The sequence below is a fragment of the Halostagnicola larsenii XH-48 genome (assembly GCF_000517625.1).
In the GTDB taxonomy this organism is placed as follows: Archaea; Halobacteriota; Halobacteria; order Halobacteriales; family Natrialbaceae; genus Halostagnicola; species Halostagnicola larsenii.
Map to the genome: position 1 here is coordinate 1,742,358 of NZ_CP007055.1, position 17,640 is coordinate 1,759,997.

The 17,640-nt window shown below is 63.2% G+C and carries 17 protein-coding genes and 1 tRNA gene; 6 read left to right on the forward strand and 12 right to left on the reverse strand.

Annotated features, from left to right (window positions below):
• Window positions 1–104: 104 nt before the first annotated feature.
• A complete protein-coding gene (locus HALLA_RS08810) occupies window positions 105–1,055 on the reverse strand; it encodes an AAA family ATPase (protein WP_049953006.1) in 951 nt (316 codons plus the stop codon).
• A 118-nt stretch (window positions 1,056–1,173) separates the two neighbouring features.
• Here HALLA_RS08810 and HALLA_RS08815 point away from each other — a divergent pair.
• A tRNA-Ser gene (locus tag HALLA_RS08815) sits at window positions 1,174–1,258 on the forward strand.
• Window positions 1,259–1,614: 356 nt separating this feature from the next.
• Window positions 1,615–2,604 (forward strand): arsenic resistance protein, encoded by a 990-nt coding sequence (locus tag HALLA_RS08820; RefSeq protein ID WP_049953007.1) that lies wholly within the window; start codon window positions 1,615–1,617, stop codon window positions 2,602–2,604.
• 21 nt (window positions 2,605–2,625) lie between these two features.
• Here HALLA_RS08820 and HALLA_RS08825 read toward each other — a convergent pair whose 3' ends face one another.
• Window positions 2,626–3,591 carry a beta-ribofuranosylaminobenzene 5'-phosphate synthase family protein gene (locus HALLA_RS08825; RefSeq protein ID WP_049953008.1) on the reverse strand — a complete coding sequence of 322 codons (966 nt, stop codon included), beginning with the start codon at window positions 3,589–3,591 and terminating at the stop codon, window positions 2,626–2,628.
• Between the two features lie 418 nt (window positions 3,592–4,009).
• On the opposite strand from HALLA_RS08825, the gene HALLA_RS08830 reads away from it, so the two are divergent.
• From HALLA_RS08830 to ilvD, 3 genes are all read left to right on the forward strand, one after another.
• Window positions 4,010–5,590 carry a flippase gene (locus HALLA_RS08830; protein ID WP_049954055.1) on the forward strand — a complete coding sequence of 527 codons (1,581 nt, stop codon included), beginning with the start codon at window positions 4,010–4,012 and terminating at the stop codon, window positions 5,588–5,590.
• Between the two features lie 105 nt (window positions 5,591–5,695).
• Window positions 5,696–6,316: a molybdenum cofactor guanylyltransferase gene (mobA, locus tag HALLA_RS08835; RefSeq protein ID WP_049953009.1), complete on the forward strand. Its 621-nt coding sequence runs from the start codon at window positions 5,696–5,698 to the stop codon at window positions 6,314–6,316.
• A 140-nt stretch (window positions 6,317–6,456) separates the two neighbouring features.
• A complete protein-coding gene (gene ilvD, locus HALLA_RS08840; RefSeq protein ID WP_049953010.1) occupies window positions 6,457–8,181 on the forward strand; it encodes a dihydroxy-acid dehydratase in 1,725 nt (574 codons plus the stop codon).
• A gap of 104 nt (window positions 8,182–8,285) precedes the next feature.
• On the opposite strand, the gene HALLA_RS08845 is transcribed toward ilvD, so the two are convergent.
• From HALLA_RS08845 to HALLA_RS08875, 7 genes are all read right to left on the reverse strand, one after another.
• Window positions 8,286–10,070: a MutS-related protein gene (locus HALLA_RS08845; RefSeq protein WP_049953011.1), complete on the reverse strand. Its 1,785-nt coding sequence runs from the start codon at window positions 10,068–10,070 to the stop codon at window positions 8,286–8,288.
• A 182-nt stretch (window positions 10,071–10,252) separates the two neighbouring features.
• Window positions 10,253–10,822: a HemK2/MTQ2 family protein methyltransferase gene (locus HALLA_RS08850; RefSeq protein WP_049953012.1), complete on the reverse strand. Its 570-nt coding sequence runs from the start codon at window positions 10,820–10,822 to the stop codon at window positions 10,253–10,255.
• On the reverse strand, window positions 10,823–12,085 hold the full coding sequence (locus HALLA_RS08855) for a mechanosensitive ion channel family protein (protein WP_084568972.1): 1,263 nt from the start codon (window positions 12,083–12,085) through the stop codon (window positions 10,823–10,825).
• A gap of 116 nt (window positions 12,086–12,201) precedes the next feature.
• Window positions 12,202–13,044, reverse strand: a complete 843-nt coding sequence (locus HALLA_RS08860; RefSeq protein WP_049953013.1) for a 16S ribosomal RNA methyltransferase A — start codon at window positions 13,042–13,044, stop codon at window positions 12,202–12,204.
• 59 nt (window positions 13,045–13,103) lie between these two features.
• On the reverse strand, window positions 13,104–13,691 hold the full coding sequence (locus HALLA_RS08865; protein WP_049953014.1) for a DUF655 domain-containing protein: 588 nt from the start codon (window positions 13,689–13,691) through the stop codon (window positions 13,104–13,106).
• 61 nt (window positions 13,692–13,752) lie between these two features.
• Window positions 13,753–14,109 carry an RNA polymerase Rpb4 family protein gene (locus tag HALLA_RS08870; protein ID WP_049953015.1) on the reverse strand — a complete coding sequence of 119 codons (357 nt, stop codon included), beginning with the start codon at window positions 14,107–14,109 and terminating at the stop codon, window positions 13,753–13,755.
• On the reverse strand, window positions 14,106–14,396 hold the full coding sequence (locus tag HALLA_RS08875; protein ID WP_049953016.1) for a 50S ribosomal protein L21e: 291 nt from the start codon (window positions 14,394–14,396) through the stop codon (window positions 14,106–14,108). Before HALLA_RS08875 ends, HALLA_RS08870 begins: the two co-directional genes overlap by 4 nt.
• Window positions 14,397–14,555: 159 nt before the next feature.
• Between HALLA_RS08875 and HALLA_RS08880 the strand changes: the two genes are divergently transcribed.
• Window positions 14,556–14,987: a hypothetical protein gene (locus HALLA_RS08880; protein ID WP_049953017.1), complete on the forward strand. Its 432-nt coding sequence runs from the start codon at window positions 14,556–14,558 to the stop codon at window positions 14,985–14,987.
• 135 nt (window positions 14,988–15,122) lie between these two features.
• Here the strand turns inward: HALLA_RS08880 and HALLA_RS08885 are convergent, their stop codons facing one another.
• The 3 genes from HALLA_RS08885 to HALLA_RS08890 all read right to left on the reverse strand — a co-directional run bounded on the left by HALLA_RS08885 (window position 15,123) and on the right by HALLA_RS08890 (window position 17,531).
• On the reverse strand, window positions 15,123–15,389 hold the full coding sequence (locus HALLA_RS08885) for an elongation factor 1-beta (protein WP_049953018.1): 267 nt from the start codon (window positions 15,387–15,389) through the stop codon (window positions 15,123–15,125).
• Window positions 15,390–15,398: 9 nt separating this feature from the next.
• The gene (locus HALLA_RS20005; RefSeq protein ID WP_082146759.1) at window positions 15,399–15,578 is read right to left on the reverse strand and encodes an HVO_2753 family zinc finger protein; all 180 of its coding nucleotides are present in this window, start codon (window positions 15,576–15,578) and stop codon (window positions 15,399–15,401) included.
• 99 nt (window positions 15,579–15,677) lie between these two features.
• Window positions 15,678–17,531, reverse strand: a complete 1,854-nt coding sequence (locus HALLA_RS08890) for a cation:proton antiporter domain-containing protein (RefSeq protein WP_049953019.1) — start codon at window positions 17,529–17,531, stop codon at window positions 15,678–15,680.
• Window positions 17,532–17,640: the final 109 nt, after the last annotated feature.

The window sequence follows — 17,640 nt, forward strand, 5'->3', positions numbered from 1 at the left end:
TATATCGGAGCAACAGACGATAGAACGGCCGCCGAACGCGGAATTGCCGATGGGTTCTGATCGATGGTAGATCCCTCTGTGTCTCCCGACTGTTAGGCTGTCACTCACTCGAGCGTCGGAACCGGAACGGACTCGAGAACGCTGTCGACGATGGCCGACTTTTCGACGCCGTTGACGGTCGCATCGGGCGTCAGGACGAGTCGGTGGGCGAGCACCGGCTCTGCCACGCGTTTGATGTCGTCCGGCGTGGCGTACTCTCGACCGGAGAGGGTCGCTCTCGCGCGGGCGGCTTCGAACAGTCGCTGGGTCCCTCGCGGGGAGACGCCGACCTCGACTCGGCCGTCCGCTCGAGTTTCCCGAACGAGGGCGACGATGTACTCGATGAGGTCCTCGTCGACACGAACCGATTCGGGAACGCCGCGGAGCGCCGAGACGGTTTCGGGTGCCAGAACCGGGTCGACGCTCGGACTCATATCGTCTCGACCGGCTCGCCGCCGGAGGAGTTCCGTTTCGCCCGACTCGTCGGGATATCCCATCGACGTTTTCACGAGGAAACGATCGACCTGGGCCTCAGGAAGCTGGAAGGTTCCTTCCTGTTCGACGGGGTTCTGGGTCGCGATGACGAAAAACGGCTGTGGCAACTGGCGCGTTTCGCCGTCGGTGGTGACCTGTCCCTCTTCCATCGCCTCGAGCAAGGCGGCTTGGGTTTTCGGCGGCGCGCGATTTATCTCGTCGGCGAGGACGATGTTCGCGAAGATCGGGCCTTCGTTGAACTCGAACTCGCGCTCGCGTTCGTTGAACACGTGCGTGCCGGTGACGTCGGCCGGCAGGAGGTCAGGGGTAAATTGAATGCGAGAGAAAGACAGTCCGAGCGCGGTGGCGACGCTGCGAGCGGTCAGCGTCTTTCCCGTTCCGGGCACGTCCTCGAGCAAGACGTGTCCTCGCCCGACGACGCCGACGAGGATCGTCTCGAGGAAGTCCCGATCGCAGATGACCGCGCCGCTTATCTCCTCGAGAACCGACTCGCACTCGTTGCTCGCCTGTGTGAGGTCCATAGCAGTATGCAGTGATGGAACGCTCAAAGCTTTTCTGCTTAGTTGTCACGTTCGAACGGAAACAACTCGAGCGAAAAATCGAAACCCGTAAAAACGTTACCCCGGTAGTACGAGTCGAGCCGAGATAGCCTAGCCCGGCCAAGGCGGTAGATTCGAAATCTACTGTCCCCACGGACACGGGAGTTCAAATCTCCCTCTCGGCGCTTTTCACGACGACAAAAACGGTGAGCGAAGCGAGCCGTCTGTCGTCGTGAAAACGATATAGAGGAGTTTGAACGAGACCAGTCGTGCGCAGCGAAAGCGAACACGTCTGGACGTTGTTCGAATCTCCCTCTCGGCGCTCTTTTGCAAACAAATCCGCGAGAACCGCGTAGTGTGTGGGCTCGTATCCGTGAGCAGTGCGTGATTCTCACTGCGTTCCGAATCGCGACGCGAGCGGCGAAAGCCGGGAAGAGCACTACGCCGTAACATTCCAAACGGGAGTGTGAACGCGGTTTCGACGACCCTTCGGGGTCGCCATCCGAAGGTACTTCCTCGAGTTCCTCCCTACACCAACCAAATGGAGACGGCGTGGTTGCAACGCCACCAGATCGGCGTCTACGCGCTCACGGTCGGCGGTGCCGTAAGCATCGCGGTCGCTCGACCCGCGACGGCGTCGCTCTTCGAGCAACTCGTCAATCCCGTCCTCGCGCTCTTGCTCTACGTGACGTTTCTCGAAATTCCGTTCGTCGAACTCCGAAACTCGGTCACGAACCGGCGGTTCATGGCGGGAGCCCTCGGAATGAACTTCCTCGTCGTCCCGGTCGTGGTCTTCGGCCTCACCCGACTGCTTCCGGCTGACCCGGTTATCCTGGTTGGCGTCTATATGGTGTTGCTGACGCCCTGTATCGACTACGTCATCGCGTTTACCGATATGGCGGATGGCGACGCTGGACAGCTCACCGCTGCGACGCCAGTATTGATGCTCGTCCAACTGCTGTTGTTACCGGCGTATCTCTGGTTGTTCATGGGGCGGGACATCGCGGCGGCGATCGAACCGGCACCCTTCCTCGAGGCATTCGTCTTTCTCATCGCCGTCCCGCTGACGCTGGCGTGGATCACGCAGCTGTGGGGCGAGCGCGCCGAAGCCGGCCGTCGGTGGGAGGCGGTCATGGCGTGGTTGTCCGTTCCGATGATGGCTATGACGTTGCTGGTCGTCATCGCGTCGCAACTGCCTCGCGTCCAGCATTCGCTCGAGCAAATCGCGGTTGTCATCCCGGTCTACGTTGCGTTCTTGATCGTCATGCCCGTTCTCGCTCGGCTTGTGGCCGGGCGACTCCGGCTCCCCGACGGGGAGAGTCGGGCGCTCATGTTCACGTCCGTGACGCGCAACTCGCTGGTGGTGCTCCCCCTGGCGCTCGCCCTCCCCGCGGAATACGGCCTCGTCCCGGCGGTGGTCGTCACGCAGACCCTCGTCGAACTGACCGGACTGCTCGCGCTCACCCGGCTCGTCAGGTCCCGCGTCTGGGAGCGCTCGGAAACGGTGATACAGAAAGTAAGCTTCGAGTGAACGGGGGACTCGAGCGAGCCCTCACTCCTCGATCGTCGCACCCGCTCGAGACGGCGTGGCGAGGATAACCTCGCCCTCGAGCGACCGTTCCTCGAGCGCGCTGTGTGCGGCGGCCGTGGCCTCCCGGCCGTGATTTTCGTCGGTGACGCCGTAGACGACCGGTCCCCACGAGGACTGGCCGACGCCGAAGAGGACGGGACAGCCCTCGAGCGATTCGGCGAGTTCGCCCGCGGGCGGGCGGAAGACGCCGCCCTGGGCGTCCGCATACCAGGCTCCGTTCTTGCGGCCGATTTCGGCGATGGCGTCCCCGAAAGCCTCGAGTCTCCCCTCGGCGGCGGCCGGGAGGAGCCGTCCGGTGACGACGCTCGAGAGTTCGTCCGCGACGGCGGGGTCCGCGCGTTCGACCACCGCGCGCATGCTTTCGTCCTCGCCGGTGCCGCTGCGCCCCGGTTCAGCGTCGGGGACGACGACGAGGAATCGCCAGTCGCTGGGCAGGTCGTGTCTGGCGACTACCGGCGGTACCGTCCAGTCGCCCTCGGAGGGGGGTTCCGTGGTGAATCGTCCGGTTGGGTGGCCGGCATCGACGACGAATCCGCCGTTTTCGAACGTCGCGACGCCGACGCCGCTTCTGCCACCCCGCCCCATCGCCGGCGCGCGCTCCCGGACCGCCGGCTCGAGGCCGTAGGCCTTCGCCGTGGCCGCGAGAATAGAGAGGGCGAGCTGGGTACCACTCCCCAGTCCAACGTGTCGCGGGAGTCGGTTGCCGATCGAAAGCGATACGCCCGTAACTTGGAGCACGTCGACGGCTCGAGTCGCGTACTCCCGGACGAGCGGATCGCCGGCGACGACGCCGTCGGCTCGTTCCGCAGTGACCGTCAGGCGTGGTTCCTCGAGGCCGATACCGATGCCGCCGTAGAGTCGCTCGCGCGCGAGCGAGAGATTTTGGAATCCAACGTGAAGCCGAGCGCCTGCGCGTACGGTCGCCATGGAGGCGGCTATGTCCGCAGCAGGGAAGGAGATTACGACGATGGCAATGGCCACCAGCGGTTCTCGAATCGACCGCGTTTTCGAACCCGTCTGAGCCGCTTGAGATGGCGTTTAAGGGTGTGATAAAGCGGTCGTTTCGAACTAACCGATGCATAATAAACTACGGTCATCCGGTAGCTATCCCTGTCTCGACGGGTGTGTCGTACCCGCCCTATCGCTCGGGGGGACTCCCCTCACGGCGCCGAGCGAAACGAAAGTCACATCGGGGATCGGTGTGTACCACTCGGCTGAAATCGAACGCGGTTTGGTGCGTGCGAACGTCCGGTCCGGAATCGATAGCGCTCGACGCCGATCGTGGTCGCTCGCTGACGTGCTGGTGAATTCAGGATATGACTCGCAGACAGCAAACGGTGATTCGATGAATCGAAGTCTCACGAGCGGCATCCTCACCGTCGCCAGCGGCAAGTTCATCACGCTGTTTCTGGGAATTATTTCCTCGCCGCTGCTCTATCGCTGGATGGGCCCGGCCGATTACGGGGCCTACGCGACGGTGCTGTCCGCCCACTCGATCATCATGATCTTCGTCAGCACCGCCGTCGCCGACGGGGTGCGAAAGTACGTCGCCGAAGAGCGGTCGATCGACAACTGGGAGCGGTCTGTGGTCGGGTTTTACCTCCGGCTGGCGACGCTGCTCGTGGTTATCGGCTCGGCAATTCTGGGCCTGCTCACCTACGCGGGCGTCTTCGAGTTCGTCTGGGGCCCCGAGTTCACCCGCTACTCCTACGTGATGATCGGGATGGTAATCGCTTCCCAGTACATGATGTTCGCCCGAAAATCGCTGATGGGATTCGGGCTCGAGAAGTATTCGGAGCCGCTGAAGGTCCTCTATAACGTCTCGTTCGTCGTCGTCGCGGTGCCGCTGGTATACTACGGCTACGGCGTCGTCGGTGCGTTGCTCGGGCAGGTGATTGCGGCCGGTCTGGCCGCGGTGCTCGGACACGTCGTCTTACACTTCCACCAGTCGTTGCGCAGCGTGTTCGAACGCGACACCGGGACGCTTCCCAAGCGGGAGATGATGTCGTTTAACACGCTCTCGATCGTGCTCGTCTTTCTGCTAATGTCGCTGTACCACGTCGACGTGATGATGCTACAGGCGCTTGCGAACCAGGACGAGGTCGGCCACTACAAAGCCGCGCTCGTGTTCGCGGAGTTCCTCTGGTTCGCACCGATTACGTTACAGACCGTCTTCGTCCACTCGACGTCCGAACTGTGGTCGAAGGGAGAAAACGAACGAGTCTCCAGGCTGGCGGCGAAGACGACGCGATACACGTTCTTGCTCACGGCGATCATGGCGATCGGGATGGCCGCTCTCGCACACGACGTCGTACCGGTCTACTGGGGAGCCGAATCAGAGCCCGCGGTCGATCCGCTGTTGTTGTTGTTGCCGGGTGCTGTCGGGTTCGCGCTGGCGCGCCCGATGCTGGCGATCGGACAGGGGAAAGGCGAACTCAGGTATCCGATCATCGCGACCGGATCGGCCGCCGGTATCAACGTCGTCTTGAACACGATACTGATCCCGCTGTATGGGATGTACGGTGCGGCCATCGCGACGTCGATCGGCTACGGTTCGATGGCGATCTTCCACGTCTGGAGCGCGTGGCAAGTCGGATTCGATCCGGTCTCTGACGCCCGATACGCGCGCGTGATCGCAACCGGAATCGTCTCGGCGCTTCCGATTTTCGCACTGGCGAACGCGCTTTCAGCCCCTATCGCGGTTCCCGTTATCGGTCTCGTTCCGATCTCGACGTTCGTCGTGCCACCCGTCGGTCTGGCGCTGTTCGTCGCCATCGCCGTCGCGTTCGGCGCGCTCGATCTGACCGAAATCTTCCGAGTACTGGCTCAATTCCCTGACCCGATCGGGTCGAAGGCACGACCGGTCTGCCGACGGCTCCAGAACCGTGACGGTGAGGAGACCCTGTCGCAGTACTTTAAGTTCTGACCCGCCCGGTGGGGTGCTGTAGAGCGGTGGCCCACCGCCTCGACGGATCAGTAGAGCCCCACCACGACCCGTGACGTTATACTGGTCGTTTCCCAACCCCTAGACGTGCCAGTCGATAGCTCCGTCGGCGGCGTCGTTCTCGCGGGCGGGTACTCCACGCGCTTTGGCGACGCCGACAAATCCATCGCCGAACTCGAGGGAACGCCCATGATCCGACGGGTCGCCGATCGGATCGCGGCGGTAACCGACGACGTGGTCGTCAATTGTCGATCGGAACAGAAAGAGCCGATCGCCGACGCCCTCTCGGGAGCGAACGCCACAATTCGGTTCGCGATCGATCCGATTCCGGATCGCGGACCCGTCGCCGGAATCCACGCGGGACTCGAGGAGTGCGACCGCGAGTACGCCGCAGTCGTCGCCTGCGACATGCCCTTCGTCGATCCCGCGCTCCTCGAAACACTCCTCGACCGTGCTCGCGGCCGCGACGGTGCGGTCGTCGAACTCGAGGCGGGCTGGCTCCAGACGACCCAGGCCGTGTATCGAACCGACGCCATGGCTCGGGCCTGCGCCGCGACGATAGGTGAGGAGGACAACCGCGTCGTCGCGGCCTTGGAAAAAATCGACTGGGTTTCCGTGCCTGAGGCGAGCCTCGAGGGAATCTCCGAGAAGACGTTCGAGAGCATCGACACGCAGGAGGCACTCGACGACGCCGAACGGCGTATCTGAGTGATACGATCCCATCAGAGTGATGCGATCCCGACAGAATAACGCGATCTGGCCATTTTGATACACGACTGCTCGTCGAGTACTCCAGACGACCAGGAAGAGAAAGGGCAACTTATCACCCCTCGAGTGCAGATTCGAGTATGAGCAGCGATAAGTTCGACCACGGCAAGGACGAGCGGCTACAGAGCCGCGACGTGACGGAGGGTGCCGAGAAGGCGCCGCACCGAGCGATGTTTCGGGCGATGGGTTTCGACGACGAAGACCTTGGCTCGCCGATGATCGGCGTTCCGAACCCCGCGGCGGACGTGACGCCGTGTAACGTCCACCTCGACGACGTCGCGGCGTCGGCCATCGACGGCGTCGACGAGACCGGCGGCATGCCGATCGAGTTCGGGACGATCACCATCTCAGACGCGATTTCGATGGGTACGGAGGGGATGAAAGCGTCGCTCATCTCTCGAGAGGTCATCGCCGACAGCGTCGAACTCGTCGCGTTCGGCGAGCGGATCGACGGCCTCGTGACGGTCGCCGGCTGCGACAAGAACCTGCCGGGGATGATGATGGCCGCGATCCGGACCGATCTGCCCACGGTCTTTCTCTACGGCGGCTCGATCCTGCCCGGCGAACACGAGGGTCGAGACGTGAGCATCGTGCAGGTCTTCGAGGGCGTCGGCGCGTACGGAACCGGCGACATGGACGCCGACGAACTCGACGAACTCGAGCGCCAGGCCTGCCCCGGCGCGGGCTCGTGTGGCGGCATGTACACCGCGAACACGATGGCCTCGATCTCGGAAGCCATCGGCCTCGCCCCGCTCGGAAGCGCCTCGGCACCGGCCGAAGACGAGGAGCGATACGAAGTCGCCCGGCGGGCCGGCGAACTCGGCGTGGAAGTCGTCGAGGAAGATCGACGCCCCTCCGACATCATCACTCGAGAGTCCTTCGAGAACGCGATCGCCGTCCAGACGGCCATCGGCGGCTCGACGAACGGCGTGCTCCACCTGCTCGCGCTCGCCCGCGAGGCCGGGATCGACCTCGACATCGAGGACTTCGACGAGATCTCGCAGAAGACGCCGAAGATCGCCGACCTCCAGCCCGGCGGCGACCGCATGATGAGCGACCTCCACGAAATCGGGGGCGTTCCGGTCGTCATCCGAAGGCTGCTCGAGGCCGGCCTGATCCACGGCGACGCGCTAACGGTGACCGGCCGGACGCTCGAGGAAGAACTCGAGACGCTCGATCTGCCCGACGACGAGGAGATCGACGCCGACTTCCTCTACTCGGTCGACGACCCCAAGGAAGAAGAGGGAGCGATCAAGATCCTCTCGGGGAACCTCGCGCCAGACGGCGCGGTCCTGAAGGTGACCGGCGACGACGAGTTCTACCACGAGGGTCCCGCCCGAATCTTCGAAAACGAGGAGGACGCGATGGCCTACGTCCAGGAGGGCCACATCGAGAGCGGCGACGTGATCGTCATCCGCAACGAGGGCCCGAAAGCCGGCCCGGGAATGCGCGAGATGCTCGGCGTGACCGCGGCCGTCGTCGGTGCCGGCCACGAAGACGACGTCGCGCTCATCACCGACGGCCGCTTCTCCGGGGGCACCCGCGGACCGATGATCGGTCACGTCGCCCCCGAAGCCTACGTCGGCGGCCCGATCGCGTTCCTCGAGGACGGCGATACGGTGACGGTCGACATTCCGGAACGGGATCTCGAGGTCGACGTCGACGACGCGGAACTCGAGGCCCGACGTGAGGAGTGGGACCAGCCCGAAAAACCGTACGACAACGGCGTGCTCGCGAAGTACACCCGCGACTTCGGCTCGGCGGCGAACGGTGCCGTCACGAATCCGGGTCTCAGAGACGAGTAGCGACGACTCGTTTCGGCCGTCGTCCGTTCCTGTTATCGGCCTCTTTCTGCATCTACTTGTTTCTACTAACAGCCGTGCGTGCTCAGCTCGTTACTGCCGTCGGCTCACTCGTTCCAGCGCGCGTCCGCGAGCGTCCGCTGGACGATTTCGTCGCCGACGGCTTCCGCGAGCGTCTCAAAGCCCGTCCGTTCGGTTCGGTCCGTCGCGTTCGCGACCAGCCTCGAGACGATGAACTCCGGCGTCGAGCGCCCCACGGTGTTAAACCGGGGCTGGTAATCGACGAGCAACTCGAGGTCGGGATCGAGCCCCTCGGCGAAGATGCCGTCGACGCGCGCCGCCTCGGGCAGCGGCTCGAGGTCGTCCGCGAGGTGTGTGACGAACACGCCCATCGCGTCCCTGTCGACCGAGAGCGTCACGAGCCCGTGCAACAGATCGGCCGCGCTTCCGGGCTCGGTGATGGCTTCGAACTCGTCGACGAGCATCAGCGTTCGACCGCCGGAGGACAACGGCGGCACGATCGACTTCAGCGTCGACTCGAGCACGCCGGCGTTGAAACTCGCGTGGCGTCGGTGAAAGACCAGCGAATCGACGGGGGTCACTTCGGCCCGATCGGCCGGAACGGGTAATCCCATCGACGCCAGCAACACGACCTGACAGAGCGTCTCGAGCAGCGTCGTCTTCCCGCCGCTGTTTGCCCCCGTGAGGACGGCCACGTCTTCCTCACCGGGGACGGAGCCGACGTCTTCGGGGACGCTCGTCACGCCGTGAGCGCCGAGACCGTACGTGACCGGCTGGACGGATTCGTCTTCCCGCGCCTCGAGCGACAAATTGCGGGCGTTGACGACCGAAATCGCGTCGCGGTCGCTCCGAGCGCTCTCGTCCCCGACGAACGTCGGTCGCGTACAATCGTAGGCGATCGCGAACCGCGCGAGCGAGAGGTGTAAGGCAATCTCGTCGACTGCAGAAACCGCCTGTTCGACGGCATCGTCCGCAGCCTCGAGCGTTTCCTCGAATTCCGCCGCGACGGCCGTCTCGCGCTCGTCGACGGCCTCGGTGAGGTTCGATCGAAGCGCCCGGAGCGTGCCGCCGACGAAGTCGGTGGCGTCGCTGGCGTCGGTTGGCATCGCGTCTCGAACCTGATCGACCGTGACGCCCGTCTCGCTCAGCAGGCGGTCCTCGAACGCGTCGCGGAACCCCTCGACGTCGTGGATGCCGTCGTCCCGAAGCTCCTCGATGAGTTCGAGCGCGTTCGCGTCCATGTCCTCGACCGCGCCGAGTGCGGTCCGAAGTCGATCGAGTTCGTCGTCGGCCCCCTCGCGAACTCGACCGCCCGTCAACGCGCCGAGCGCGTCGGCGGCCTCCGTTAACGTTTCGCGCTCGAGTTCGGCGATCGCCGCGAACGGCCCGGAATCGACCCCCGCCTCGAGTAACGTAAGCGCCGCTTCGACGGCCGCGTGTTCGCTCTCGTCTCGCTCGTCGTAGCGGTCGTAGGCCTCGAGCACGCGTTCTTTGTCTTCGTCCTCGAGGGTCGTCCAGGCGTCCCGAGCAGCCAGCACGCCGTCAAGCCGGTCGATCATCTCATCCCGGCTCGTCCGGGGCGTGAGCACTCTGATCCGATCGGCTGCCCGCTCGGTGACCGCGTGTTCGACCGCCAGATCGAGCAGTTCCTTGTAGGCCTTGCGGGCGTCGCTGGTCGCCAACACGTCCATTCCCGCGCCGCCGGTCGCCCGTCGGAGAATGCGGGTCGCCCGACCTCGGGGTAACCCCGCCTCCGAGAGCGTCCGAACGTCGCCGCTCTCGATCGCTCTGATCGCTCGTTCCCTACCGAGTTCCGCGACCAACGTCTCGCGGGTCTTCGGCCCGACTCCCCAGTACTCCTCGAGTCGCATAGTCGAACGTTCGAGGGAACTGTCTTGAACGCTGTGGCACTGGATCGACGGCTCCGATCGACCGACTGGCTCCCGGTCCGGTCGGCGGCCGGACAGCCGACGACGTGCGCTCTCGAGCAAGTCCGCTCGAAGAGGAGAACCACACCTGTGGCTGCAGAAAAACAACCCCGAATAGACCCTGATTACAGCAGTTCGAGAACGGTCAGCGTCTCGAAGGGGAACGATTCGTCTGCGACGGCGACGGCGCTGAACCCGTTCTCGCCGGCGCGTTCGACGACCTCGTCGACGCCGGTGAGACTGCTCACCAGCAGGAGGACGACGCCGTCGGGCGCGAGCACGCGGTCGACGGTATCGAGAAACGGGTCGACGACTTCGCGGCCGTCCTCCCCGCCCGAGAGCGCGCGCTCCATCCAGTCGTCCCACTCGGTTTCGGATTCGGTCGGGAGGTACGGCGGATTGAACGCGACCGCGTCGAAGCTCCCGTCGGCGAACGGCTCGAGAAGATCCGCCCGGACCGGTTCGACGCCCTCGCTTCGGGCCTGCTCTAAGGCGTGGGGATTCACGTCGGAGGAGATCACGCGCGCGCCCGTTTCTTCTGCGAGTCGGTTCGCGATGTACCCCGATCCGGTGCCGACCTCGAGTACGAGGTCCCCCTCCTCGAGTCGGTCGCAGGCGGCGTCGGCGAGCAGTTCCGAGTCCTCCGCCGGCTGGTAGACCTCGGACTCGAGGCCGCGTTTCTCGGCGAGATCCATCTAGCTCTCCTCCGAGGTGGCAACCCGTTCGCCGTCCGTCTCCGAGCCTGCGTCCGGATCAGCGTGGTCGGTGTCGGAACTCGCGTCGGCTCGTTCATCGAACTGTGCGGAGTTGGTCTCGGACGAATCATCGTTCGGATCGGCGGCGTCGCCTGCTCCAGGAGGCACTTGCTCTCCGTTAGCGAACACGAGTCCGCCGTGTTCGGCGCGGCCGGACAGTTCGCGCTGGGGGTAAGGAATCTTGATCCCGCTCTCGTCGAACGCCTCCTTTATTTCCCTGACGGCTGCCGTTCTGGCTTGCCAGCGCCGACGTGCGCTCGGCTTGTCGATCCAAAAGCGCGCGCTCAAAAGGACCGACGAATCACCGAATCCTTTCGAGACGACGTGTGGGGCCGGTGCCGGCTGTGCGATGTCGAGGTCTTTCATCGTTTCTTCTGCGAGTTCGACCGCCCGTTCGATGTCCGCGGTGTAGTCGATACCGATCTCGACCTCGATCCGGAGGCGACCCCGCTTCGAGCGGTTGATGATCATGCCCGACGCGATGAGATCGTTCGGGATCATGATGTACTCGCCGTCGAACGACTGGACGCGGGTGTTGAAGATCGATATGTCGGTGACCGTTCCCTCGCTGTCTTGAACCTCGATCCAGTCACCGATCTCGAACGGCCGAGAGAACATCAACACGAACCCCGCGAGGATCGAACTGACCGTCTGTCTCGCCGCCATCCCGAGTCCAGCCCCGAAAAGCCCTGCACCGACCAACAACCCGCTCAGATCCTCGATCCAGACGCCCAGAATCACTACCAGCGTAACCGACCAGATCGTCACCTGCGAGAGGCGGTGGGTGACCTCCCGTTGATGGTCGGTCACCGCCGTCGATGAACTGAACAATTCCCGAATAACCCGCCGAACGAATCGGGTGATGATGAATCCGCTCAGGATGATGACACCCGAGATGACGACTCTGGCGATCACCGGCGCGTCGAGTTCGAGGTTGTTGAAGGCCCTCGTCAGCCGCGTGGTTTCCTGCCACACACCCAGAACGACCGCAATCGTGAGCGCACACGCGCCGACGAGGAGGAACATCGTGACAAAATCGGCGTACAGCGCTCGAGTTCGCTCGGAGAGCCAGCATTGTATCTTGCTATAGGCTAATACGACACACGACAATAGGCCAACCGCCGCCACCGTCACGACGAGTCGCTGGCTCGACGTCGAAAATTGCTCTCCCAACCAGTCGAACCCGGAGAGTACCTCGAGCATCTCTGTCCCTTTCGAGCGAGTCGTCGTTGCATCCACCTGTATCCGTCGGTCGACCGCGGTGAGAACTACAGTCGAGAACTGTCGGTATCCGGGTATGAGAGCAGGGATTCCGGCACTCAGCCGTCGTCGGTTCGATCGCTCACGTCCGTCGCGAGGTCTGCAAGTGCGGCGAACTCCGCGGGAGTGACGGCACCAGCACGCTTTTGGAGCAGGTCCTCATCGGCCGCATCGACGACGGCGTCAGGATCAGCGAGCTTCGAGATGTGACCCGTGTTGCGAATCGCGTTTCGCATCGTCTTCCGACGCTGGGTGAAAAGCGCCTTGACGAACCGAAGGAAGAACGCCTCGTCGTCGATATCGTACTCCGGTTCCCGCGGTTCGAGCCGGACGACAGCACTCTGGACGGCCGGTGGCGGCGAAAACGCTTCTTTGGGAATCGTTTCGACGAGTTCGACGTCCGCGTAGTGCTGGGTCGAAACCGACAATCGACCGTACTCGGACGTGCCGGAGTCTGCGACCATCCGCTCGGCGAACTCCTGCTGGAACATCAACACGAGCGGCCGGGATTCCGGAAGCAGCCGAAACGAGATCTCGCTCGAGACGCCGTAGGGAAGGTTCGAAACCGACGCCGTAAACTCGGGCATCTCGACCTCGAGTGCGTCCCCTTCGATGACGGTCAGTCGTTCCGCCTCGATATCGGCAGCGAACTCCTCGCGAAGGAACGAGGCCAGTTTCCGATCGCGTTCGATCACGGTCACCGCATCGGCGACCGCGAGCAGCCGATCCGTCAGCGCTCCGGTCCCGCCGCCGATCTCGAGTATGTGGGACGTATCCGCATCGATCTCCGTCAGATACGTCGGTAGCCGATCCAGCACGCGGTCGTCGATCAGAAAGTGCTGGTCACGGTCCGGATCGCCGCGAACGCCGGCTCGAGCGATCAGGCCGTCTGGATCTCTCATTGCTCGCCGCTTCGAGTCCGCGGCGTGTAAACGCTCCGTCTCGGTTCGAGAGCAGGTCGTTACCCTTGCTCTCGTTGTCCGACGAACGTCTTGTACTTCAGATCGTCGTCGCGCAGTTCCTGAAGGATCCGTTCGACGAGGATTTCGTCCGGATCGTGCAGCCCGGAGACCCGATCCTCGAGGTCTTCGAAGCTGTCGAAGGGCTTTCGCTTGCGTTCGTCGAGGATACCGTTTCTGAGTTTCTTCCCGATACCCGGCAAGAGATTCAACTGGTGGAGCCGAAGTGTGATCGGTTGGGCGTCGTTGTAGAAGTCGACGAACCGCTCTTCGTGGTCCTCGACTAAGTCCTGAACGACGTACTCGAGTTCGGATTGGGCCCCCGACGAGAGTGCATCGTACTCGACTTGATGGGCATCGACGACGATGTCACGTTCCTCGGCGGGCTCGACGACGACCTCGCTCCCGATAGTCAGCCGCTCGTCCTCGTCGAACGCAACCTGATAGAGTGAGAAGTCCTCGATATCCATCGCGTACCCGGCTGGCGACTTCGCGTACTGCGGGCGGCCGTCGTCGGAGAGGCCGTGTGCGAGGTAATCAAGCACAACCGTCCGGCGAACGTTCGTCTCATCGCGCTCGGCTTCGCTCATTAGGGTCCGATACGGTGACGGCGTACTTAAAGAGTCGGCTCGCTATCACGCAGTTTCGAGGTCAGGCGTACTGGGCGACGATGTTGAGGATGTCGTCGAGTTCGTCTCCCGACAACGAGTACCGTTGCTGTGCGTAGACTGATCGAAGCTCGTCTCGGTCCTGCGGCAGGAGGTTCGTAATCTTGTACGCGGTTTCCTCGTCGACCTTCTCGTGATCCTGTAAGTCCTCGACGAGCGCTCGAGCGTCTTCCGGCTCGAGGACGGTAAACCGGTTGACGTGCTCGATCGACCGCGCGAGCTCGTAGCGGAGCTCTCGGTCCTCGTCGAGCGAGCGTTCGGTTTCGATATCGGCGAGGTGTTCCTTCACTTCCGAGACCGTCAGGAACTCCTCGTCGACGATCTCTTTGAAGATCGTCATTCCTGCGCGCTCATGTGAGCGGCCGAGACGAGTACGATCTTGTCCTTGCCGCCGTCGTTGATCTGTACTTTGAACGCGCTTCCCTGTTTCCCGACGACGTTTCCGGTCTGGCCGTCGAAGCGCGGATGGAATCGACCGTCAGGAACGCTCGGGTCGATCTTCAGATGGACTTTCTGTCCGTCGTCGTAGTCCTGAATCGCCCGCTGTGGCGGCGACGTTCCGCGGTCTCGAGGGTTGTTTGCGAGTTTTCTCCGAGTCCCTTGGCGTGGCCCATTAGATTTCGGCATAGTCGTACGAGCCTTTTGAGCGGTGACGGTTATAAAACGCACGTCTTACCTCGAGGGGTCCGGCGGGCGGGACCTGGAACTCGTTCGCTCGCGTCGGCGAACTCGAGTACCGGCCGGTGAAACGGAAATCTCATCGGTCCGGAAGCGCTACGGTGAGCTATGCAAATCGAACTCCGCGTCTGCCAGCACTGTCTCGATGGCGACCACGGCAACGACAAGCGAACCGACGTCATCAACGATATGGTCAACTGCGCAGAGCAGATCAAAGAGTACAAGCACGTCATCGACCTCGACGCGGTCCACATCCGGAAAGTTCGAGAGGACGAACAGGGGAAACCGACCGCGCTCCCCGTCGTCGCCGCGTCCATCCAGAACAATCAGGTCGCGTTGAACGACCTGCAGCTCGTGACGGAAGGTCAGGACGGGAACATGTTGATCTACATCGACCCGCAGGACGTTCTCACGGTCCTCGCCGGAAATCTCGACGAGATCAGCAAAGCCGTCTCCGAAGACGTCACGGTCGACCTCTCGCCGACCGGCGCGCAGATGGTCTCCGAGGCCGACCTCGGCGCGAGAGGCCCGGACAACTGACCCCGTTCGTCGCCGCCGGTTTGATAAACGACCCGCTCCGTCTAGCTGAACTGACCTACTCGAGCACCTGAGCGATTCGAGAACCGAGGCTCGCCACTCTTCGGAACGAAGTAACTGCTCGAAAACGATCCGGTGTTAGATACGGCCCACGTTCTCGACGCCGACGCTCTCGACGCCTTCGACGTCGCTGAAGTTCTCCTCGACGGTTTCGGTTCCGCCCGCGCCGTCCGGGACGATGACCGTCGCGTACAGGGCGACGAGACCGAACGCGACTTCCTCGCGCTCGGTGCCGTTGATTTTGGCACCTTCTGGAAGCGCACTCTCGAGGCGCTCTTGAAGCGCGTCGAGATCGATCTCCGGGCTGTTCGGCATAACCTTGATTTTGGCGGCTACTTTTCCCATTGTCGTACCTTATGGACCGGTGAACCCGCAGTCGTCACACTCATAGAGGTTGCTCTGTTTCCGGCACTTTGCACAGCGGTATATCTGGTTGCCACATTCGGGGCACTTGAACGCTGCGGCGTTCGTTCCCGAGATGTTGATCCCACAAGAGACACAGGAACGCGTCTCTCGTCTATCCGTGGAACTCATATCGCTACCTTTCCTCCCGCCGCTTTTAACGGTTGTCTTTCGATAGTCGCCGGTCGCTCGCGCTGACTGAGCGTCTCGAGGCCGGTCACCCAACCAATCTCAGTCGTGTGGGTGGAACCGCCGCACAGCCGACCGAACGGCATCGTCGCGGCCGATAAACGTCACGTGGTCACCCTCCTCGAGGACGGTGTCCGCGCTGGGAACGTACGTCTCGCCGTCTCGAGCGAGGACGGCGACGATACAGCCGTCGGGGATCTCGGCGTCGAGGTCGGCAATCGTCGAACCGGGAAGATCCGTGGCCGTCACGGTGATCTCCTGTGCGTCGTGGCCCTCCCCGAGTTCCGTCATCCAGTGTGCCAGCGCGGGGCGTTCGATCTCGTTGTCGATCGACCACGCCGTCGCGCTCGAGACGTCGATCGCTCGCACGCCGAGCGTTTCGAAGGCGTCGACGTTTTCGGGAGCGTTCACGCGGGCGACGACGGTGTCGACGTCGAACTTCGTCCGTGCGAGCTGTGAGACCAGCAGGTTCGTGTCGTCGTTCGCGGTCGTCGCGACGGCGATCTTCGCGTCGTCGATACCCGCCTCGCGCAAAGCGGTATCGTCCGTTCCGTTCCCTGCGGTGGCGTTGAAGCCGTCCTCTCGCAACCGGGTAACGACCTCGGAATCCCGGTCGACCAGCACGACGTTTTCGCCTCGTTTCTCCAGTCGCGTGGCGAGGGTTCGACCGATTCGACCGCCGCCGACGATTATCGTACGCATTGGGATCACCTGAAAGTACTCTGCGATCTGGCGAGCGAAGCCCGCCTGAATAACGACGGTGATAAAGATCACCAGAAAGACCGTCCCCGCCAGCGTCTGTGACGCCTCGAACTGTCCTGTCGCCTCGAGTTCGAGCGCGAACAGCGTCGCGACCGATGCGGGGATGATCCCGCGGGGGCCGACGAACGAGAGGAACAGTCGTTCCTCGCGGCTGAATCGACGATCGGTCGTCGAGAGCGCAACCAGGATCGGGCGGATGAACAGCGTTACCGCGACGACGACGGCGATGCCCCCGGTGCCGAGACCGAACAGGGAATCGAAGTCGATCAGCGCGGCCAGCGAGATGAACACGAACGAGAGGACGATCAGCGTGAGGTCGCGATTGAACTCGAGGATCGATTCCCGGTGTGGAATATCGACGTTTCCGAGGACGATACCAGCAGTTGCGGCCGCGGCCACGCCGGTCTCCGAGAACACCGACTCGGCGAGTCCGAAGGAGACGAGCGCGCCCGTTACGGTCACGAGCCGCGCTATCTGCGGGGCGTTTTCGGCCGGTTGGTCGACCGAAACGAGCAGGTACCTGACGAGCGCGGCGACGACGATACCGATACCGATCCCCGCCGCGAGTCGCTGGAGGAACGCCGGAGGGACCAGTTCGGGCGAGTTCCCGATGACGACGGTTTCGAAGATCACGATAGCCAGGATCGCGGCGGTCACGTCGTTGACGATTCCCTCGGCCTCGAGCGCGGAGGTGACGTGTTCTCTGACCGTTATCACCTCGAGGATGGGGGTAATCACCGTCGGTCCGGTCGCGACCAGCAGCGCGCCGATCAGGAACGCAAGGCCCCATGCGGTGCCAAGAAAGTATTTGACCGCGACCCCCGTCCCGAGGAAGGTGAGCAAGGCGCCGATCGTCGTCAACCTGAAGATGGCCCGCGGTGCCATCGCGAGTTTCTCCCGTCGGAGGTGAAACGCTCCGTCGAAGATGATGATGGCGACGCTCAGCCCGACGATCGCCGAGAGTCCGTCTCCGAACGTCTGTGGGGTCACGAACGAGAACCCCTCGGGGCCGACGAGCACGCCGATGACGATCAGAAACAACACGCTCGGGATTTGCAACCGCTTGGCGAGAACCTGCGCTCCGATCCCGAGCGCGAGGATGCCGACGGCGACGAAGAGGATCTCGTCTGCCACTACCGAGATAGGTATACGAGCGTCATGTTAAATGGTACCGCTCCTGGAGAGTTCGATCGATGGTCGTGACCTCGTCGACCGGGCGATCCTCGAGCGGGTCGCGAACTCA

Excerpts from the sequence above, each read along its gene's own strand:
- HALLA_RS08880 (WP_049953017.1), top strand. The coding sequence starts at position 14,556 with ATGCAAATCGAACTCCGCGTCTGCCAGCACTGTCTCGATGGCGACCAC.
- HALLA_RS08855 (WP_084568972.1), bottom strand. The coding sequence starts at position 12,085 with ATGCTCGAGGTACTCTCCGGGTTCGACTGGTTGGGAGAGCAATTTTCG.
- HALLA_RS08885 (WP_049953018.1), bottom strand. The coding sequence starts at position 15,389 with ATGGGAAAAGTAGCCGCCAAAATCAAGGTTATGCCGAACAGCCCGGAG.
- HALLA_RS08865 (WP_049953014.1), bottom strand. The coding sequence starts at position 13,691 with ATGAGCGAAGCCGAGCGCGATGAGACGAACGTTCGCCGGACGGTTGTG.
- HALLA_RS08860 (WP_049953013.1), bottom strand. The coding sequence starts at position 13,044 with ATGAGAGATCCAGACGGCCTGATCGCTCGAGCCGGCGTTCGCGGCGAT.
- HALLA_RS08820 (WP_049953007.1), top strand. The coding sequence starts at position 1,615 with ATGGAGACGGCGTGGTTGCAACGCCACCAGATCGGCGTCTACGCGCTC.
- HALLA_RS08810 (WP_049953006.1), bottom strand. The coding sequence starts at position 1,055 with ATGGACCTCACACAGGCGAGCAACGAGTGCGAGTCGGTTCTCGAGGAG.
- HALLA_RS08825 (WP_049953008.1), bottom strand. The coding sequence starts at position 3,591 with ATGGCGACCGTACGCGCAGGCGCTCGGCTTCACGTTGGATTCCAAAAT.
- HALLA_RS08870 (WP_049953015.1), bottom strand. The coding sequence starts at position 14,109 with ATGACGATCTTCAAAGAGATCGTCGACGAGGAGTTCCTGACGGTCTCG.
- ilvD (WP_049953010.1), top strand. The coding sequence starts at position 6,457 with ATGAGCAGCGATAAGTTCGACCACGGCAAGGACGAGCGGCTACAGAGC.
- HALLA_RS08850 (WP_049953012.1), bottom strand. The coding sequence starts at position 10,822 with ATGGATCTCGCCGAGAAACGCGGCCTCGAGTCCGAGGTCTACCAGCCG.
- HALLA_RS08830 (WP_049954055.1), top strand. The coding sequence starts at position 4,010 with ATGAATCGAAGTCTCACGAGCGGCATCCTCACCGTCGCCAGCGGCAAG.
- HALLA_RS20005 (WP_082146759.1), bottom strand. The coding sequence starts at position 15,578 with ATGAGTTCCACGGATAGACGAGAGACGCGTTCCTGTGTCTCTTGTGGG.
- HALLA_RS08875 (WP_049953016.1), bottom strand. The coding sequence starts at position 14,396 with ATGCCGAAATCTAATGGGCCACGCCAAGGGACTCGGAGAAAACTCGCA.
- HALLA_RS08845 (WP_049953011.1), bottom strand. The coding sequence starts at position 10,070 with ATGCGACTCGAGGAGTACTGGGGAGTCGGGCCGAAGACCCGCGAGACG.